We start from the raw sequence: 16,381 nt of genomic DNA, 5'->3' as shown, positions 1-16,381 counted from the left end.
GTAGGTAAAACAGATGGAAATAGCGCTGCAAGTTTTTGGTATTTGTTTAGTATTAGGTGTTATTATTGGCTTTTTGGCTGGGCTGTTGGGGATAGGTGGTGGTCTTATTTCTGTTCCTGCATTACTGCATATTCTACCATTAGTGGGTGTTTCACATGACTTTTTACCCCATGTTGCAATTGCGACGTCACTTGCTGCGATTATTTTGACTGGTTTATCTTCAACTCGATCTCATCATAAAAGAGACAACATTCCTTGGTATTTGTTTAAACCTATGTTACCAGGGTTTGTTTTGGGATCACTGAGTTCGGGTTTTATTTCAGAAAATATTAGTGCGAATGCCTTACAGCAAAGCTTTGCTATTTTTGTCATATTAATGGCTATACAAATGGTGTTTCCCTTTAAGGGGCAAGCACAAAGACATTTACCCTCCAGTGTCCTGTTATTTATGACTGCGGTTGTAGTGGCTATTATTGCCGGGTTAATGGGGATCGGTGGTAGTGTATTGCTAGTACCATTTTTAACTTTTTTCGGGTTACAAATGCGTTATGCTATTGGTTTTTCTGCTGCAAGTGGGTTACTCATCGCCCTATTTGGCAGTGTGGGGTATGTGATTGCTGGATGGAATGTGTATGGTTTGCCTCAATTCACGCTTGGCTATATTTACATCCCTGCGTTGCTTGGTATAGTAGTCAGTTCTATTTTCATTGCGCCAATAGGCGCGAAAAGGGCAAGTACTTGGCCAACGGGTGTACTTAAAAAAATGTTTGCATTATTATTGGTTATTATCGGGTTCAAGTTAGTCTTTACTGGATAACCCTTCTATTTTATTACTTTACAATTGGAAGAAATATGGCGTTAAGTTTTCCAAATATTGATCCTATCATAGTGTCATTTGGTCCATTTCAGCTTTTTGGGCAGACATTTGAACCTGCGTTAAGATGGTACGGGGTCATGTACTTATTGGGTTTTGTAGCCGCAATGTTTTTACTCAATCGTCAAGCGGATCGCTCTAAAGGCTTATGGAGCAGAGATGAAGTTTCCGATTTGCTTTTTTATAGTTTCCTAGGGGTGATCCTAGGTGGGCGAGTCGGCTATGTGATTTTTTACCACTTTGATTTGTTTGTTGCTAACCCTTTGTATTTATTTAAAATAACAGAGGGGGGGATGTCTTTTCATGGTGGGCTGATGGGCGTAATATTAGCGATGCTCTATATTGCCCGTAAACAGAATAGGACATTTTTCGCCGTTGCAGATATGGTTGCTCCTGTCGTCCCCATTGGCCTTGGAGCCGGACGCATTGGTAACTTCATTAATGGCGAACTGTGGGGACGAGTGACCGATGTGCCTTGGGGAATGGTTTTTCCGGGTGCGGGTCCTTTACCGCGTCACCCATCGCAACTGTACCAATTTGCCTTAGAAGGCGTTGCGCTGTTTTTATTACTCTTCTGGTTTAGTAAAACAACGAATAAAAGAGGCGCAGTCTCAGGTATGTTTTTACTCGGTTATGGCTGCTTTAGGGTGATTGTTGAAACGGTTCGTCAACCTGATATTCAGTTAGGTCTTTATTTTGGTTTTATGACCATGGGGCAAATACTATCTATTCCAATGATTTTATTTGGTTTATATCTATTATTACGCCAAGCACCAGATAATACGAAAGGGAAAAAGTAATGCAGCAGTATTTAGATTTATGCGAGCATATTATCAATGATGGGACTTGGATTGAAAATGAACGCACAGGTAAACGCTGCTTAACGGTTATTAATGCTGATCTTGTCTATGACGTGAAAAATAATCAGTTTCCTTTGATTACTACACGTAAAAGCTTTTGGAAGGCTGCGATAGCTGAGTTATTAGGTTATATTCGTGGTTATGATAATGCTGCAGATTTTCGTGTTTTAGGTGCTAAAACGTGGGATGCCAATGCCAATGATAATAGTCAGTGGTTGAATAACCCTCACCGTAAAGGCACTGACGATATGGGGCGGGTTTATGGTGTACAAGGACGTGCTTGGAGCAAACCTGATGGTGGCTGTATTGATCAACTTGCTAAAATTATCGATAATTTGACCAAAGGTGTGGATGATAGAGGTGAGATTTTAAGTTTCTATAATCCTGGTGAGTTTCATATGGGTTGCTTACGGCCTTGTATGCATACTCATAACTTTTCTTTATTGGGTGATACGTTATATTTAACCAGCTTTCAGCGTTCTTGTGATGTACCTTTAGGACTTAATTTTAATCAAGTTCAAGTGTTTACATTATTAGCCTTAGTTGCTCAGATCACAGGAAACAAAGCTGGAGTGGCTTACCATAAAATTGTTAATGCTCATATTTATGAAGATCAACTTCCACAAATGCGCGATATACAATTAAAACGTCAGCCTTTTACCTCTCCTCAATTAGCGATTAACCCCGATATTAAATCACTTCATGATTTGGAAACTTGGGTGACTTTAGATGACTTTGACGTGACAAGTTATGAGCATCATGATGCCATTAAATATCCTTTCTCGGTTTAAGTTAGCCTGACTTCTGCTTATCTCTCTAAACCCTTAATGGCAACATTAAGGGTTTTTTATCGTACTCCCCAATTATTTTCTGTTCTTTTTAACGTTCTTGAACTTAGCTTTATTAGATGATTCAAACTTACAACTCGAAATTTTCGAGTTGTAAGTTTGAATCAATCGATTATTCATACACTTTTCATTCGGCTACACTGATTAAATCGAGTGTAAGGGTCTAAAAAGGAAGTAATATGGAACGAGTGATCAAAAATTTTCTGAATAAGGGATCCGCTGGAGGTATTTTATTGATGTTGGCTGTGATTTTAGCGCTTATTCTCGCTAACTCTCCTATTTCATGGCTATATCAAGACTTTTTAAATACAGAAATGCAAATTCGTGTGGGTAGTTTAGATTTAAACAAAACATTGTTGCATTGGATTAATGATGGTCTGATGGCAATATTTTTTCTTCTTATAGGGCTAGAAGTGAAACGTGAGTTATTAGAAGGCGCGTTATCGACCCCCGCTCAAGCATCATTGCCTACTTTTGCCGCAATCGGTGGTATGATTTTTCCTGCGGCGATTTATTTACTGTTTAATTATTCTGATCCGGTTGCTCAATCAGCTTGGGCAATCCCAGCGGCCACTGATATCGCTTTTGCACTGGGGATCATTGCATTGCTGGGCAGTCGAGTACCTGTATCATTAAAAGTGTTTTTATTGGCGTTAGCCATTATGGATGATTTAGGTGTCGTTGTGATTATTGCTATTTTTTATAGCACTGACTTATCGATGTTGAGTATGATCATTGCTGCTTTTGCCATTATGGGGTTGGTGAGTTTGAATGTTAAAGGGGTCACGGCGTTAGCTCCCTATGCGGTGTTAGGCAGTATTTTATGGATTGCGGTTTTAAAATCGGGTGTGCATGCGACGCTGGCAGGAGTGATTATTGCGTTTTGTATTCCATTGAGGGGAAAAGATGGTAGTTCGCCTTCTGAAAAGTTAGAGCATGATTTACATCCTTGGAGCACGTTTCTCATTTTACCCGTATTCGCTTTTGCTAATGCTGGGGTTGATTTAACGGGAATGAGTATTGATTATTTGGTTGCGCCATTACCTTTGGGGATCGCGCTAGGGTTACTATTGGGTAAACCAATAGGGGTGATGTTATTTAGTTATATTGCGGTGAAATTAAAGTTTGCGGTATTACCCGATGGGGTGGGTTGGAAGCACATCGCTCCAGTTGCTGTGATGTGTGGTATTGGTTTTACTATGTCGATGTTTATTAGTTCACTCGCTTTCATCAATGCCGATCCCATTTATGGTGATTTAGCGCGCTTAGGTATTTTAATTGGTTCTATCTGTTCTGCCGTCATTGGTTATTTCTGGTTATCTAAAGTGTTAGATGAAAAGGGAGAGAATGTATGAAAATAAAGATATTAATTGGACTCTTGTCAATATGTTGGATATCGCAGGTCAGTGCAACGCAAATTGCTGCCTGCAATAAAGATGTAAGCAGTGATATTTGCCAAGATTATTTAGAAGGGGTGGTTGATGGGGCATTAATGCATCGAATGGACAGCTCTCAGAAGGATATTGTGCCAAACACTTATGAAAAAAGGGCATTGAAATATCGAAGTGGTCAACGTTTTAAAGACGCTAATCGCACCTATTGCCAAGGACGGATCCCAGATAGAGAATCGCTGGTTTCAGGGCTTGGAGAGGCGTTTATTACCAGTGATATTAATGATGTTACTGCACTGAAGGGGGTGATGTTGAATTTAATGGATTGTAATAGAAATAAGTAACCTATATTTTATTTTTTTATCATAATAAATTAGATAGAGTTAAGAGAGTTGAGTCGTGAACAGAGGTTATCACTAGATGGTTAATTTAAATTATAATCATCTGTATTATTTTTGGATGATCCAAAAGAAAGGGTCGGTTGCTAAAGCGGCCGAAACATTATGCTTAACCCCACAAACCATTACTGGACAAATCAAGGTGTTAGAAGCCCGTCTCAATGGGCGTTTATTGAAGCGTGAAGGAAGGCGGTTATCCCCCACAGAACTGGGTAAGCTGGTTTTTCGTTATGCGGATAAAATGTTTAGCTTAAGCTATGAAATGCTGGATATTATTAATTACCAGAAAGATGAAAAAACCTTATTTGAAGTTGGAGTAGCTGATGTATTATCCAAGGAACTCGTGAGTCGTATTCTCTTGTCGGTTATGTCTCATGACGGTAGTTTACATCTTGCTTGCTTTGAATCGACTCATGAGGATTTAATGGCTAGGTTACGTGATCATAAACTGGATATGATTTTGTCTGACTGCGCCGGTGGATCACTTAAATATCCAGAGATTTTATCTAAAAAATTAGGCCAGAGTGGGGTTGCTTTTTTTTCATATAGACCTATGTCGACTCCCTTTCCGGCATGTCTTGAGCAAGATAAGTTATTGATCCCAGGGCGTAGAACATCACTCGGTCAGCAGCTGGTGCATTGGTTTGATGAAAAAGGGCTTAAGGTGCGTATTTTTGGCGAGTTCGATGATGCGGCCATGATGAATGCATTTGGTTTTTCAAATCAAGGCATTTTTGTCGTCCCCAGTATTTATAAACAAGAAGTCATTAAACGAGGCATGCATTTATTGGGTGAAACAGATGAAGTAATAGAATATTATCATGTTATGTTTGCTGAAAGGATGATCCAGCACCCTGCGGTTAAGCGCTTACTTGAAATGGATTTTACTCCTTTCTTTGCAGGAAAAAATCAGTTAGGGAGTTAAGGTTCGATGATCTTTCTTTATGATGGAATATCGACACCTTCCTATTGGGGCTGATAAACTAGCTACTTAAGATAAATACATTCGGGGAGTACGAGCTTGTCTGAGCCTATGAAGATTGCAAGAGTGAGATGGGCGTGCCGTAGAGGCATGTTAGAGCTGGATGTTTTATTTCAGCCTTTTGTTGATAAACACTATGAACAATTAAGCAATGAAGATAAAGCGATTTTGGTACGGTTATTAGAATGTGAAGATCCTGATCTTTTTGCTTGGTTTATGGGACATGAGATATGCAAAGTATCTGAATTTGCTGATATGATCGTTAAAGTTCGTGGGCGAAACGCACCTTAATTTTAGTCTTCAGTCATCATTTGGCCAACGATCATCGTTAGTCATTATTGCTTTATTACTTTTTGCTTCATTTTTACTGTGGCCTCAAATCGATAATGTTATTTATTTATCGATTAAAGTGTTAATTACTCTTAGTTTAATGCTTTTTTTTATTTGGCAAGGTTGGCAGTTAAGATCGTGGCAATATCAATTCAGTTTAATGTCTTCTGGAGCGGGACATTTTTCTGATGGACGGCGTTTTACTTTGGTTAGAAGGGCGTTTATTAGTCCTTTTGCGGTGATATTTTATTATCAATATCTTGATGGGAAGCAGTATTCCATGATGATCGTTTGGGCTGATATGCTAACCGACATAAATTATCGTCATTTATGTCGGTTATTAATCCAGAAATGACTTTTAACGTCAAGCTTAAGTGAAGGATTTCAGCTGCAGCTTATACCTTACTAACGCCTATTCTCGCTGCCCACTCATGTGACAATAGCATCTCATGACGGGATGTCTGTTGATGTTGGCAGTCATTAGCGATCAGCCAAAGGCTTTATCATTCCAACGGAATACTGCATTTTCAACTAGCCCGAGCGGATTAGGGGTCTGGTTGAAGGATGGTTGGTTTCGAGTGGCTTGACTTATTCGGATGGTCAATATTGTAGTGTAGCCCTCGACTTTCTTTTCGATCCATTGCACAGCGTATAATCAATTCAGCTACTTGAACCAAGTTACGCAGTTCTAATAAATGGTTTGATACGCGAAAATGTTGATAATACTCTTCGATTTCTTGTTGTAGCATAGAGCAGCGTCTCATCGCTCTTTCTAACCGTTTATCGGATCGGACAATACCGACATAATCCCACATGAATAACCTGAGTTCATGCCAGTTATGGGCAATCACCACTTCTTCATCAGAATTGGATACTTGGCTGTCATCCCATGGTGGAATATTACCCGGCATAGGTACCTTGTGTAATTGGCTTTTAATATATTCACTTGCAGCACGAGCAAAAACCAGACATTCTAATAATGAATTACTGGCAAGACGGTTAGCGCCGTGTAAGCCTGTATAGGCGACTTCTCCAATGGCATACAATCCGTTGATATCAGTTTTTCCGTGAAGATCGGCCATTACACCGCCACAAGTATAATGAGCCGCAGGAACAACCGGAATGGGATCTTTTGTGATATCGATGCCAAATTCTAAGCAGCGTTGATAAATAGTGGGAAAATGTTTGATGATAAAATCAGCGGGTTTATGAGTAATATCTAAATAGACACAATCCGATCCCAGTCGTTTCATTTCAAAATCGATAGCGCGAGCCACAATATCACGAGGAGCTAATTCTGCACGTTCATCAAAATCGGGCATAAAACGACTACCGTCAGGACGACGTAAATAAGCGCCTTCTCCCCTAAGGGCTTCGGTTAATAAAAAGTTATGCGCATCAGCATGATATAGACAGGTGGGATGGAATTGATTGAATTCCATATTGGCAATCCGACAACCCGCTCGCCAAGCCATGGCAATGCCATCTCCTGAAGCCACGTCAGGATTAGACGTATATTGGTAAACTTTGGAACTACCACCAGTGGCTAATGCGACAAAACGTGCTTTGATGGTTTCAACTTGTTCGCTATCTCTATTCCAAACATAAGCTCCTTGTACTCGATTATCAGGGGGATTTGATCGGCGTGTGGTGATCAAGTCGATCGCATTGTACTTTTCCATGACATGAATATTAGGGTGTCTGCGTACACACTCTTGTAAGGTGACTTGTACTTCTTTACCTGTCGCATCGGCTGCATGTAAGATCCGCCTGTGACTGTGGCCACCCTCACGGGTTAAATGATAAGCCGCGTCAGCACTGATATGCCCGTCTTTGTTTTCTTCCTTGTCAAAAGCCACCCCACATCGAATGAGCCAGTGAATGGCTGATTTGGCATTTTCAGCAGTAAAGCTGACGACGGATGGGTCGCACAGTCCTGCGCCTGCGACTAATGTATCGGAAACATGAGATTCAATGGTATCTTCTTCATCGAAAACAGAGGCGATACCTCCTTGAGCATAATAAGTTGATCCTTCGCTGAGAGGTCCTTTTGAGAGCAAAATAACCTTAGAATTTTCAGCAAGATGTAATGCTAAAGTGAGACCAGCAGCGCCGCTGCCAATAACCAAAATGTCAGATTGGTGTTCAACTACTTGTTTCATCGGGTATCATAGTATCTTGTGTGGGTCTGGTTATAGTAAACTAAGATGGATATTATGGATACAGGTTGAGTCAGTACAAGATAAATTCATCATTTGAATATTTTTTTAGAACTTTTTTTTAACTCGTGAGTCTACATACTAGATGTATGAATTCGAGCGACTGAGCAATCAGCACAGATTTAGGAGTAGTCGGCTCGAATGAGTGGACAAATAAGTGATCAACAATTAGTTGAACGTGTACAGAGTGGTGATAAAAATGCTTTTAACCTTTTGGTATTAAAATATCAAAATAAGGTAGCGAATCTTGTTGCTCGTTATGTGCGTAATCAGGCTGATGTGCCTGATATTGTACAAGAAGCTTTTATTAAGGCTTATCGAGCGTTACCTAATTTTCGTGGTGAAAGTGCATTTTACACTTGGTTGTACCGCATAGCAGTCAATACTGCTAAAAACCATCTGGTTGCATATGGAAGGCGTGCGCCAGCAAATGATGTCGATGTTGAGGATGCTGAATATTATGATGGCAGTGATGCATTAAAGGAGTTTGCGTCTCCAGAACGATTAATGTTGTCAGATGAAATTCAGAAGGTCGTTTTTGATACCTTAGAGACATTACCACAAGAATTGAAGATGGCTATTTCGTTACGTGAGCTTGATGGCATGAGTTATGAAGATATTGCGAATGTGATGGATTGCCCTGTAGGCACTGTTAGATCGCGTATTTTTAGAGCTCGAGAAGCAATCGATAAGAAGCTACAGCCTTTGCTGGAGCGATAGCATTTAAATTGATACAGGTAGAGAAATGGATAAATTAGGTCAGGAATGGGTGTCTGCAGCCGTTGATGGTGAAGTCGATAATAACACGTTGGCTGAATTAGCAAATGATATCGATTCACATGAAAAATGGCGTGATTACCAAATAATAGGCGATGCAATGCGTAATGAATTACCGAGCGTATTGAATATCGACTTATCGATGAGTATTGCTGAAGCAATTGCTCAAGAACCATGCCATCATATGGCTGATGTTAAAACTGAACAGATCGATCGAAATGTCTCCGCAGCAAATCAATCATCGAAACAACAATCTAAAGTAGTGCCTTTATTTAAGCAGTTTGGACAATATGCGATTGCTGCCAGTGTTGCCTTAGTGGTTGTTGTTAGTGTTGATAATTACAATCAAAGTAATACTGTTGATACGAGCCCGTTATCAGTGCTTAATACTCGACCTTTAGTCGGGAGTGTATCCCCTGTGAGTTTACAAACAGGTTCGATGCAACAAAGTTCGGCTTCGGCATCTAAAAATGATCAAGTCGCAGATCAAAGATTACGCATTAATGCTTATATTCAAGACCATCAATTACAACAAAGGTTGAATAGTGATATGAATATAGATGACAATAGCCAAACAGAGGCAATACAGAGTCAGTAATTATCTATGTCATCAATTTTAAATAGAGTGAACGTGCGTATTTTAGGGTTGGCTCTTTTAGCCATGATGTTTCCTGCATTGGCTCAGGATGAAGTGTCTGCTAAAGCTTGGCTAGAAAACATGAGCCAAGCTTTACATGAGAAAGAATATAAAATATCCGTTATTCAGCTCCAAGCTGAGCATATTAGTCCATTAGTGTATATTCATGGAAAAGTAGATGCTAAAGAAGTGGCCTTTCTTGAATATCTTAATGGTCCTCCACAAAGTGCGGTGAGAGTTGATAATACCGTTAGTTTTATTGAGTATAAACAAGCACCTTATAGTGTTAACGCTAAACGCATTCCCGGTGTACTTCCGGCAGGTTTTGCGGGTGACATCAGCCGATTAGAATCTGGATATCAATTTGTATTAGGTGGACGGAGTCGTTTAGCGGGGCGCCCAAGCCAGTTGGTACGTTTAATTCCCAAAGATGATTTTCGTTTTGGTTATCAAATTTGGCTTGACATGGAAACGGCGTTACCGCTGCGCTATGACTTAATGACTAAGGATAAGCAGTTGCTTGAACAGTTGCTCGTGGTGGAATTACTGGTATTAGATAAAGCGCCTGCTATTTTAATTGAAGCCAAGAAGCAAGAATGGCCAGCAGTGGTCGTCCAAGCACAGAGTACGAAAAAGACGCAATGGGATTTCAGCTGGTTGCCGCAAGGTTTTAGGGTGCAAACAAATGATCAGCATCGTCTAATGGGTAATAATGAAACCGTGGAGTATATTGCGCTAAGTGATGGATTGGCCAATATTTCGGTTTATATTTCTAAGGTCGGTGATAGCCCATTGCCTGAAGGACTCGTGACTCGTAATGGTTTAGGTTTGTCGGCTGAAGTGGTGGGGAATGTTGAAGTGGTAGCTGTGGGGAAAGTGCCGACAGAGACCTTAACGCGAATAGCGAAAAGTGTTGTGATTAAGTAATCTAAACTGTGCTGGCAATGTGAAGCAGGGCTATTGAGTATATAGGTAAGTATTATGATGGAAGAAATGGCTAAAGTTGTCGCTTGTGATGATACCGGTTGGATCAGAGTCGAGGTTGAAATAAAAAGTGCTTGTAATCATTGTGATAATAATGATTCTTGTGGAACCTCTGCGGTATCAAAAGCGTTTTCTGTGAAAGCACAACAATTTTCTATTTTAAGTGATAAAGCGTACCCTATTGGCGAATGGCTAAAAATCGGCCTCCCCGAAAGCGTGATACTCAAAGCTGCAGCTTTGGTGTATTTATTCCCCTTAATGGGCTTTTTTCTGGGGGCTTTTTTGGCAAATAGTTTTTTTATGTCTTCAGACATGTCAGCTTTTATGCTGGGTGTGACGGGGGGCGTTCTGGCTTGGGCTTTGGCGCGGAAAAAAGCGGCACTAATGGAAAAAAGTGCTCAACCTGTGATTCTGGCTTATATTGGTCAGCGAATTAATCAGCTCGTTTAAGTGTTATACAGAATGAGATATGCGCTTTAAGTTGGCGTAATTATTTGATAAATAAGGGGGCGGAGGCTTTGTTCCCCTTCCTTTATTCGCTTTTCTCAGGTTTATGTTTATGATTACGATTGGTATTATCTGTTTGATAAGGTACAATTCCGCACTTTTAGAATTCTTTCCAACTTCGAGTTTAGTCATCCCAGCATAATGAAGCATATTAGAAACTTTTCAATTATTGCCCATATCGACCATGGCAAGTCGACACTATCAGACCGCCTCATTCAGGAATGCGGAGGATTGTCTGATCGTGAAATGGCTGCGCAAGTTTTAGACTCAATGGAGTTGGAACGTGAGCGTGGCATTACTATTAAAGCACAAAGTGTCACCTTAGACTATAAAGCGAATAACGGTGAAACATATCAGTTAAATTTTATTGATACTCCTGGACATGTTGACTTTTCTTATGAAGTATCACGCTCTTTAGCGGCCTGTGAAGGCGCGTTGTTGGTCGTTGATGCGGGTCAAGGTGTAGAAGCGCAAACTCTGGCAAACTGTTATACCGCATTGGAAATGGATCTTGATGTGGTTCCGGTTTTAAATAAAATTGATTTACCCCAAGCGGATCCAGATCGCGTTGCTGATGAAATCGAAGATATTGTCGGTATTGAAGCGACTGATGCGGTGAGATGTTCTGCAAAAACGGGTATTGGTATTAAAGAAGTATTAGAAGATATTGTCCTTAAGATCCCTGCTCCAGAAGGCAATACTGAAGGACCTTTACAAGCACTCATTATAGACTCTTGGTTTGATAGCTATTTAGGCGTGGTATCATTAGTTCGCGTTAAACATGGTGTGTTACGCAAAGGTGATAAGTTTAAAGTCATGTCAACAGGGCAGACTCATAATGCTGATCGTGTGGGTATTTTTACGCCGAAGCAAACCGATACTGCTCAACTTGGGACCGGTGAAGTAGGCTATGTTATTGCGGGTATTAAAGAAATTCATGGTGCACCAGTTGGGGATACGTTAACGCATTCCAAGCATGGTGCTTTATTACCGTTACCGGGGTTTAAGAAAGTGAAGCCTCAGGTTTATGCGGGTGTTTTCCCTATTTCAACCGATGATTATGAACACTTTCGTGACGCGTTGAATAAGTTGAGTTTGAATGATGCATCACTCTTTTTTGAGCCAGAGAGCTCCTCAGCATTAGGTTTTGGTTTCCGAATTGGTTTCTTAGGCTTACTGCATATGGAAATCGTTCAAGAGCGCTTAGAACGTGAATATAATCTTGATTTGATCACTACTGCTCCGACCGTTGTATATGAAATTGTCGGCACTAATGGTGAGATACTTTACGTCGATAATCCGTCTGATTTACCTGCAGTCAATAATATCGAAGAAATGCGTGAGCCTATTGTTGAGACCAATATCCTAGTGCCTAAGGATTATTTAGGTAATGTGATCACATTATGTGTTGAAAAACGTGGTGTACAGACCAATATGGTTTATCACGGTAATCAAGTGGCCATTACCTATGATATGCCGATGGCCGAAGTTGTCATGGACTTTTTTGATCGCTTAAAGTCAACTAGTCGTGGCTATGCTTCGTTAGAATACAATTTTAAACGTTTTGAAGAAGCCGATATGGTGAGACTCGATATTTTAATTAATGGTGATCGCGTCGATGCATTAGCAATGATTACTCATAAAGCCAATGTACGCTATCGTGGGCTGGCATTGGTTAATAAAATGAAAGAGTTGATCCCGCGTCAAATGTTTGATATTGCCATTCAAGCAGCGATAGGCAGTCAAATCATTGCGCGTTCGTCTATTAAAGCCTTACGTAAAGATGTGACCGCGAAATGTTACGGTGGTGATGTATCACGTAAGAAGAAACTGTTACAGAAGCAAAAAGATGGTAAAAAACGCATGAAGCAGGTGGGCAATGTGGAAGTGCCTCAAGAAGCCTTTTTAGCGGCATTAAAATTGAATGACTAGCCCGTTAAGCTTGTTAATAGGGTATTGATTAGGTTATGTTGCGCCGCAGTTTCTGCGGCGCTTTTATTCAGCAATCGTATCTTTTTTACGTTTACTTGTGTCATGCCGCAATTGTTTTAAATGATTATTTGTTAATAAATAATTTAAAACAATATGTTATTGTATAAACTAGCAAAGATAACCATTTTCTACGGGTACGTATAGAGTATCTTTTATCTATGGTTGAACAATTTATTATTACTATTGATTTTATAGTGATTTAATTACTTAAGAGTGGCAGGAGTGCGTTAACTATGGCAGCTTATTTTTCCCTCATATTAGTCCTTGTGACACTATTTAGTGGCCTTATATGGTTAGTTGATGCCCGTTTGTTTGCACCGAAACGCCGAGAAAAGTTGGCATTAGCACAAGCGGCGACGAGTGAATTGAGTGAGGAAAGTGCAGAAAAGATCATACGCGAGCCTTCTATTGTAGAAACGGCACGTTCTATTTTTCCTGTGATTGCGTTTGTCTTGATATTACGCTCTTTTATTTATGAGCCGTTTCAAATCCCCTCAGGATCCATGATGCCGACATTACTTGTCGGGGATTTTATTTTAGTTGAGAAATTCAGTTATGGTTTGAAAGATCCTGTTTGGCGTAAAAAACTGATTGAAACCGGTGAGCCGAAACGGGGAGATGTGGCGGTGTTTAAATATCCAGAGAACCCAAAAATTGATTATATCAAACGTGTGGTGGGTTTGCCGGGTGATACGATTATTTATCGTAATAAGCAATTGTATATAAAACCTAATTGCATGCAAGGACGCATTGATTGTCCTACGGCCCAGTTAGTTAAACGCGTTGAAGTGAATAGTGGTGAATTCTTCCAAGATGGTACACCACTGCTGCGTTATAAAGAGCAGTTAGGCGATGTGACTCACGATATTTTAATCAATCCGGCTAGGCCTGATATGATTAATTATTATTTTAGACAGCCCAATTTACCCGTTGGTGAATTTGTGGTTCCACAAGGTCATTATTTTATGATGGGAGACAATCGTGATAACAGTACTGATAGTCGTTATTGGGGGTTTGTCCCTGAGGCTAATTTTGTGGGTAAAGCTGTTGCAATTTGGATGAGTTTTGAATTTGATCGTAAAGCGTCAGATTTCTTACCCACTTGGATCCCAACCGGTGTTCGCTTTAACCGTGTAGGCGGAATTCAATAACTATGGAACCGATTAAGAATATCCCAAGATTATGCCGTATTTTGGGCTATGAATTTACAGATTTGACGCTACTTGATCAAGCACTTACTCATCGTAGTGCAGCGAGTAAGCATAATGAACGCCTTGAGTTTTTAGGCGATTCAATTTTATCTATTGTTATTTCTGATGCGCTTTATCATCAGTTTCCTAAAGCCAAAGAAGGTGACTTGAGCCGCATGAGAGCCACGCTAGTATGTGGTAAAATGTTGGCAGAAATAGCATTAGAATTTAAGCTAGGTGATTATTTAAAACTGGGACCCGGTGAGCTGAAAAGTGGTGGCTTTAGACGTGAGTCTATTTTAGCCGATGCGGTTGAGGCGATCATTGGGGCTGTGTATTTAGATAGGGGCATTGAGCCTTGTCGTCAGCTTGTTTTAAATTGGTATCAAAGCCGTTTAAAAAGCATTAAACCTGTCGATCAGAAAGATCCAAAGACCTTGCTACAAGAGCATTTACAAGGATTCAAGAAGCCGTTACCTGTGTATACGGTCGTTAAAACAGTCGGTGAAGCGCATAATCAAACCTTTACCGTTGAATGTATGGTGAAAGGCCTCAATGAGCCTATTGTGGGTGTTGCAAGTTCTCGACGTAAAGCTGAGCAAATTGCCGCGGCCCAAGTGCTGGAGTTAATAAAGAAATGAGTGACAAGAAAGAGGTAACAGCACAAGGAAGCGTTGAACCAAGTTTAGATGAATTACTGGCGCAAATGAACAAATCAACCCGTCATTCAAACTATGATGTGACTTATTGCGGTATGGTCGCCATTGTGGGTCGCCCTAATGTGGGTAAATCGACTTTACTGAATAAAATATTAGGGCAGAAAGTCAGCATTACGTCTAAAAAACCACAGACAACACGTCATCGTATTATGGGGATCCATACTGACGGGCCTAAACAAGTCGTTTTTATTGATACGCCGGGTTTGCATATTGAAGAAAGGCGTGCGATTAATCGTTTGATGAATCGTGCCGCTTCGAGTTCTTTAGCCGATGCGGCTTTAGTGGTGTTTGTCGTTGATGGTATGAGTTGGACTGCCGATGATGAGATGGTGTTGAAGAAGTTACACCACAATGATGATGGTAGAAAAATAGTATTAGCGATTAATAAAGTGGATAACATTAAAGATAAAGAGTCGCTGTTTCCATATTTAGAATTGATGGCGACCAAATTCCCTTTTGATGATATTTTGCCCATCTCAGCAACTCAAGGTACGAATATTCAGCGTATTTTGGAGTTATCATTAAACGCTTTGCCTGAGTCACCTCATTACTTCCCTGAAGATTATGTCACTGATCGCTCACAGCGCTTTATGGCATCAGAAATTGTACGTGAAAAACTAATGCGATTTTTAGGTGATGAATTACCTTATGATGCGACCGTTGAAATCGAACAATTTAAAATGATGGAAAATGGAATTTATCATATTAATGCTTTGATCCTTGTTGAGCGTAGTGGACAAAAACGTATGGTGATAGGTAAGAAAGGCGAACGTATTCGTACCATTGCCACTCAAGCGCGTCTCGATATGGAAGCTTTATTCGATAATAAAGTCTTTTTAGAAGTGTGGGTGAAAGTGAAATCTGGCTGGGCTGATGATGAACGTGCGCTCAGAAGTTTAGGTTATGGTGAAGAATAAATGTTAGTGGGTCGGTGGCAGCAAGATAGATTAAGTCGATAGTATTTTATGCTGCGTGGATATGTGTTGCACACCCGCCCTTATCGCGATAATCGCGTTATTGTTAATTTGTTGGTAGATGGTCAAGGGCGTGTCGATGCTATCGCACGCCTTGGTGGTAGAAAAAATTCGATCCGCAGTATACTCCAGCCTTTTCAACCCTTGTTATTTGCTTTATCAGGTCATGGTGCCCTTAAAAACGTAACTCAGATCGAAGCCGCAAGCCCAGCAGTGCCTCTTTTGGGGAATAGTTTATATGCGGGCCTTTATCTGAATGAATTACTCATACGCTGTTTAACGGTGGAGCATCAAGCCGAGCATCTTTTTTTTAATTATCACCAAACGTTATTATCGATAGCGGTAATGCTTAAAGAACAAGATTTACGTTATTTTGAATTAGCGTTGTTACAAGAGCTGGGCACAATGCCTTCTTTAGTGCTTGATCCTCTGGATATGCCTATTACCGGAGAAGGTTTTTATCGTTTGTTACCCGATAAGGGGTTTATGCCTGTTTACCCAACCTCCTTTACGGCACATCAATTTTTTAAAGGCAGTATGTTGTCGGCTTTAGCCAATCAAACATTGACGGGTGATGATTTATTCACTGCTAAAAAATTAATGCGGCAACTTTTAGGCAGTATTCTAGGTAATAAACCATTATATTCTAGGGCGTTATTTAAGCAACGCCAGTCCATTGCACCCCTATAACATGTGCAT

At 40.3% G+C, this 16,381-nt stretch carries 18 protein-coding genes; 17 read left to right on the top strand and 1 reads right to left on the bottom strand.

The genetic code is table 11. The annotated features are described in order from the left end of the window. Positions 1-13 precede the first annotated feature (13 nt). The 8 genes from L2764_RS01140 (at position 14) to L2764_RS01105 (ending at position 6,038) form a co-directional block, all read left to right on the top strand. Complete coding sequence (locus L2764_RS01140) at positions 14-817, top strand: sulfite exporter TauE/SafE family protein (protein ID WP_248938402.1); 804 nt, start codon at positions 14-16, stop codon at positions 815-817. A gap of 35 nt (positions 818-852) precedes the next feature. Continuing rightward, positions 853-1,674: a prolipoprotein diacylglyceryl transferase gene (gene lgt / locus L2764_RS01135; RefSeq protein WP_248938401.1), complete on the top strand. Its 822-nt coding sequence runs from the start codon at positions 853-855 to the stop codon at positions 1,672-1,674. Then, positions 1,674-2,525: a thymidylate synthase gene (locus tag L2764_RS01130; RefSeq protein WP_248938400.1), complete on the top strand. Its 852-nt coding sequence runs from the start codon at positions 1,674-1,676 to the stop codon at positions 2,523-2,525. Before lgt ends, L2764_RS01130 begins: the two co-directional genes overlap by 1 nt. Before the next feature lie 236 nt (positions 2,526-2,761). After that, entirely contained in the window at positions 2,762-3,937 is a 1,176-nt protein-coding gene (nhaA, locus tag L2764_RS01125; RefSeq protein ID WP_248938399.1) for a Na+/H+ antiporter NhaA, read from the top strand. Continuing rightward, positions 3,934-4,317: a hypothetical protein gene (locus L2764_RS01120; RefSeq protein ID WP_248938398.1), complete on the top strand. Its 384-nt coding sequence runs from the start codon at positions 3,934-3,936 to the stop codon at positions 4,315-4,317. Before nhaA ends, L2764_RS01120 begins: the two co-directional genes overlap by 4 nt. A gap of 76 nt (positions 4,318-4,393) precedes the next feature. Then, a complete protein-coding gene (gene nhaR, locus L2764_RS01115; protein ID WP_248938397.1) occupies positions 4,394-5,296 on the top strand; it encodes a transcriptional activator NhaR in 903 nt (300 codons plus the stop codon). A gap of 108 nt (positions 5,297-5,404) precedes the next feature. Further along, positions 5,405-5,644 (top strand): FAD assembly factor SdhE, encoded by a 240-nt coding sequence (locus L2764_RS01110; RefSeq protein ID WP_248938454.1) that lies wholly within the window; start codon positions 5,405-5,407, stop codon positions 5,642-5,644. Next, on the top strand, positions 5,625-6,038 hold the full coding sequence (locus L2764_RS01105) for a protein YgfX (protein WP_248938396.1): 414 nt from the start codon (positions 5,625-5,627) through the stop codon (positions 6,036-6,038). The genes L2764_RS01110 and L2764_RS01105 overlap by 20 nt, the downstream gene beginning before the upstream one ends. A gap of 190 nt (positions 6,039-6,228) precedes the next feature. Here the strand turns inward: L2764_RS01105 and nadB are convergent, their stop codons facing one another. Further along, complete coding sequence (gene nadB, locus L2764_RS01100) at positions 6,229-7,845, bottom strand: L-aspartate oxidase (protein ID WP_248938395.1); 1,617 nt, start codon at positions 7,843-7,845, stop codon at positions 6,229-6,231. Between the two features lie 198 nt (positions 7,846-8,043). On the opposite strand from nadB, the gene rpoE reads away from it, so the two are divergent. The 9 genes from rpoE to recO all read left to right on the top strand — a co-directional run bounded on the left by rpoE (position 8,044) and on the right by recO (position 16,372). Then, positions 8,044-8,622 (top strand): RNA polymerase sigma factor RpoE, encoded by a 579-nt coding sequence (gene rpoE / locus L2764_RS01095; protein ID WP_248938394.1) that lies wholly within the window; start codon positions 8,044-8,046, stop codon positions 8,620-8,622. 25 nt (positions 8,623-8,647) lie between these two features. After that, positions 8,648-9,277, top strand: a complete 630-nt coding sequence (locus tag L2764_RS01090; RefSeq protein WP_248938393.1) for a sigma-E factor negative regulatory protein — start codon at positions 8,648-8,650, stop codon at positions 9,275-9,277. Positions 9,278-9,310: 33 nt separating this feature from the next. After that, positions 9,311-10,243: a MucB/RseB family sigma factor regulatory protein gene (locus L2764_RS01085; protein WP_248938453.1), complete on the top strand. Its 933-nt coding sequence runs from the start codon at positions 9,311-9,313 to the stop codon at positions 10,241-10,243. Positions 10,244-10,297: 54 nt separating this feature from the next. Then, complete coding sequence (locus L2764_RS01080; protein ID WP_248938392.1) at positions 10,298-10,750, top strand: SoxR reducing system RseC family protein; 453 nt, start codon at positions 10,298-10,300, stop codon at positions 10,748-10,750. 198 nt (positions 10,751-10,948) lie between these two features. Further along, entirely contained in the window at positions 10,949-12,739 is a 1,791-nt protein-coding gene (gene lepA / locus L2764_RS01075) for a translation elongation factor 4 (RefSeq protein ID WP_248938391.1), read from the top strand. Positions 12,740-13,032: 293 nt separating this feature from the next. Then, positions 13,033-13,950 (top strand): signal peptidase I, encoded by a 918-nt coding sequence (gene lepB, locus L2764_RS01070; protein ID WP_248938390.1) that lies wholly within the window; start codon positions 13,033-13,035, stop codon positions 13,948-13,950. Positions 13,951-13,952: 2 nt separating this feature from the next. Continuing rightward, a complete protein-coding gene (gene rnc / locus L2764_RS01065) occupies positions 13,953-14,630 on the top strand; it encodes a ribonuclease III (RefSeq protein WP_248938389.1) in 678 nt (225 codons plus the stop codon). Continuing rightward, entirely contained in the window at positions 14,627-15,625 is a 999-nt protein-coding gene (era, locus tag L2764_RS01060; protein WP_248938388.1) for a GTPase Era, read from the top strand. The genes rnc and era overlap by 4 nt, the downstream gene beginning before the upstream one ends. A gap of 48 nt (positions 15,626-15,673) precedes the next feature. Beyond that, positions 15,674-16,372, top strand: coding sequence for a DNA repair protein RecO (gene recO / locus L2764_RS01055; protein WP_248938387.1), 699 nt, complete (start codon positions 15,674-15,676; stop codon positions 16,370-16,372). The last annotated feature ends 9 nt before the right edge of the window (positions 16,373-16,381 follow it).

It is taken from the genome of Shewanella surugensis, from assembly GCF_023284005.1.
Classification (GTDB): Bacteria; Pseudomonadota; Gammaproteobacteria; order Enterobacterales; family Shewanellaceae; genus Shewanella; species Shewanella surugensis.
Note: the sequence above shows the minus strand (reverse complement) of the source record. Positions and strands in the feature narration are given on the sequence as shown.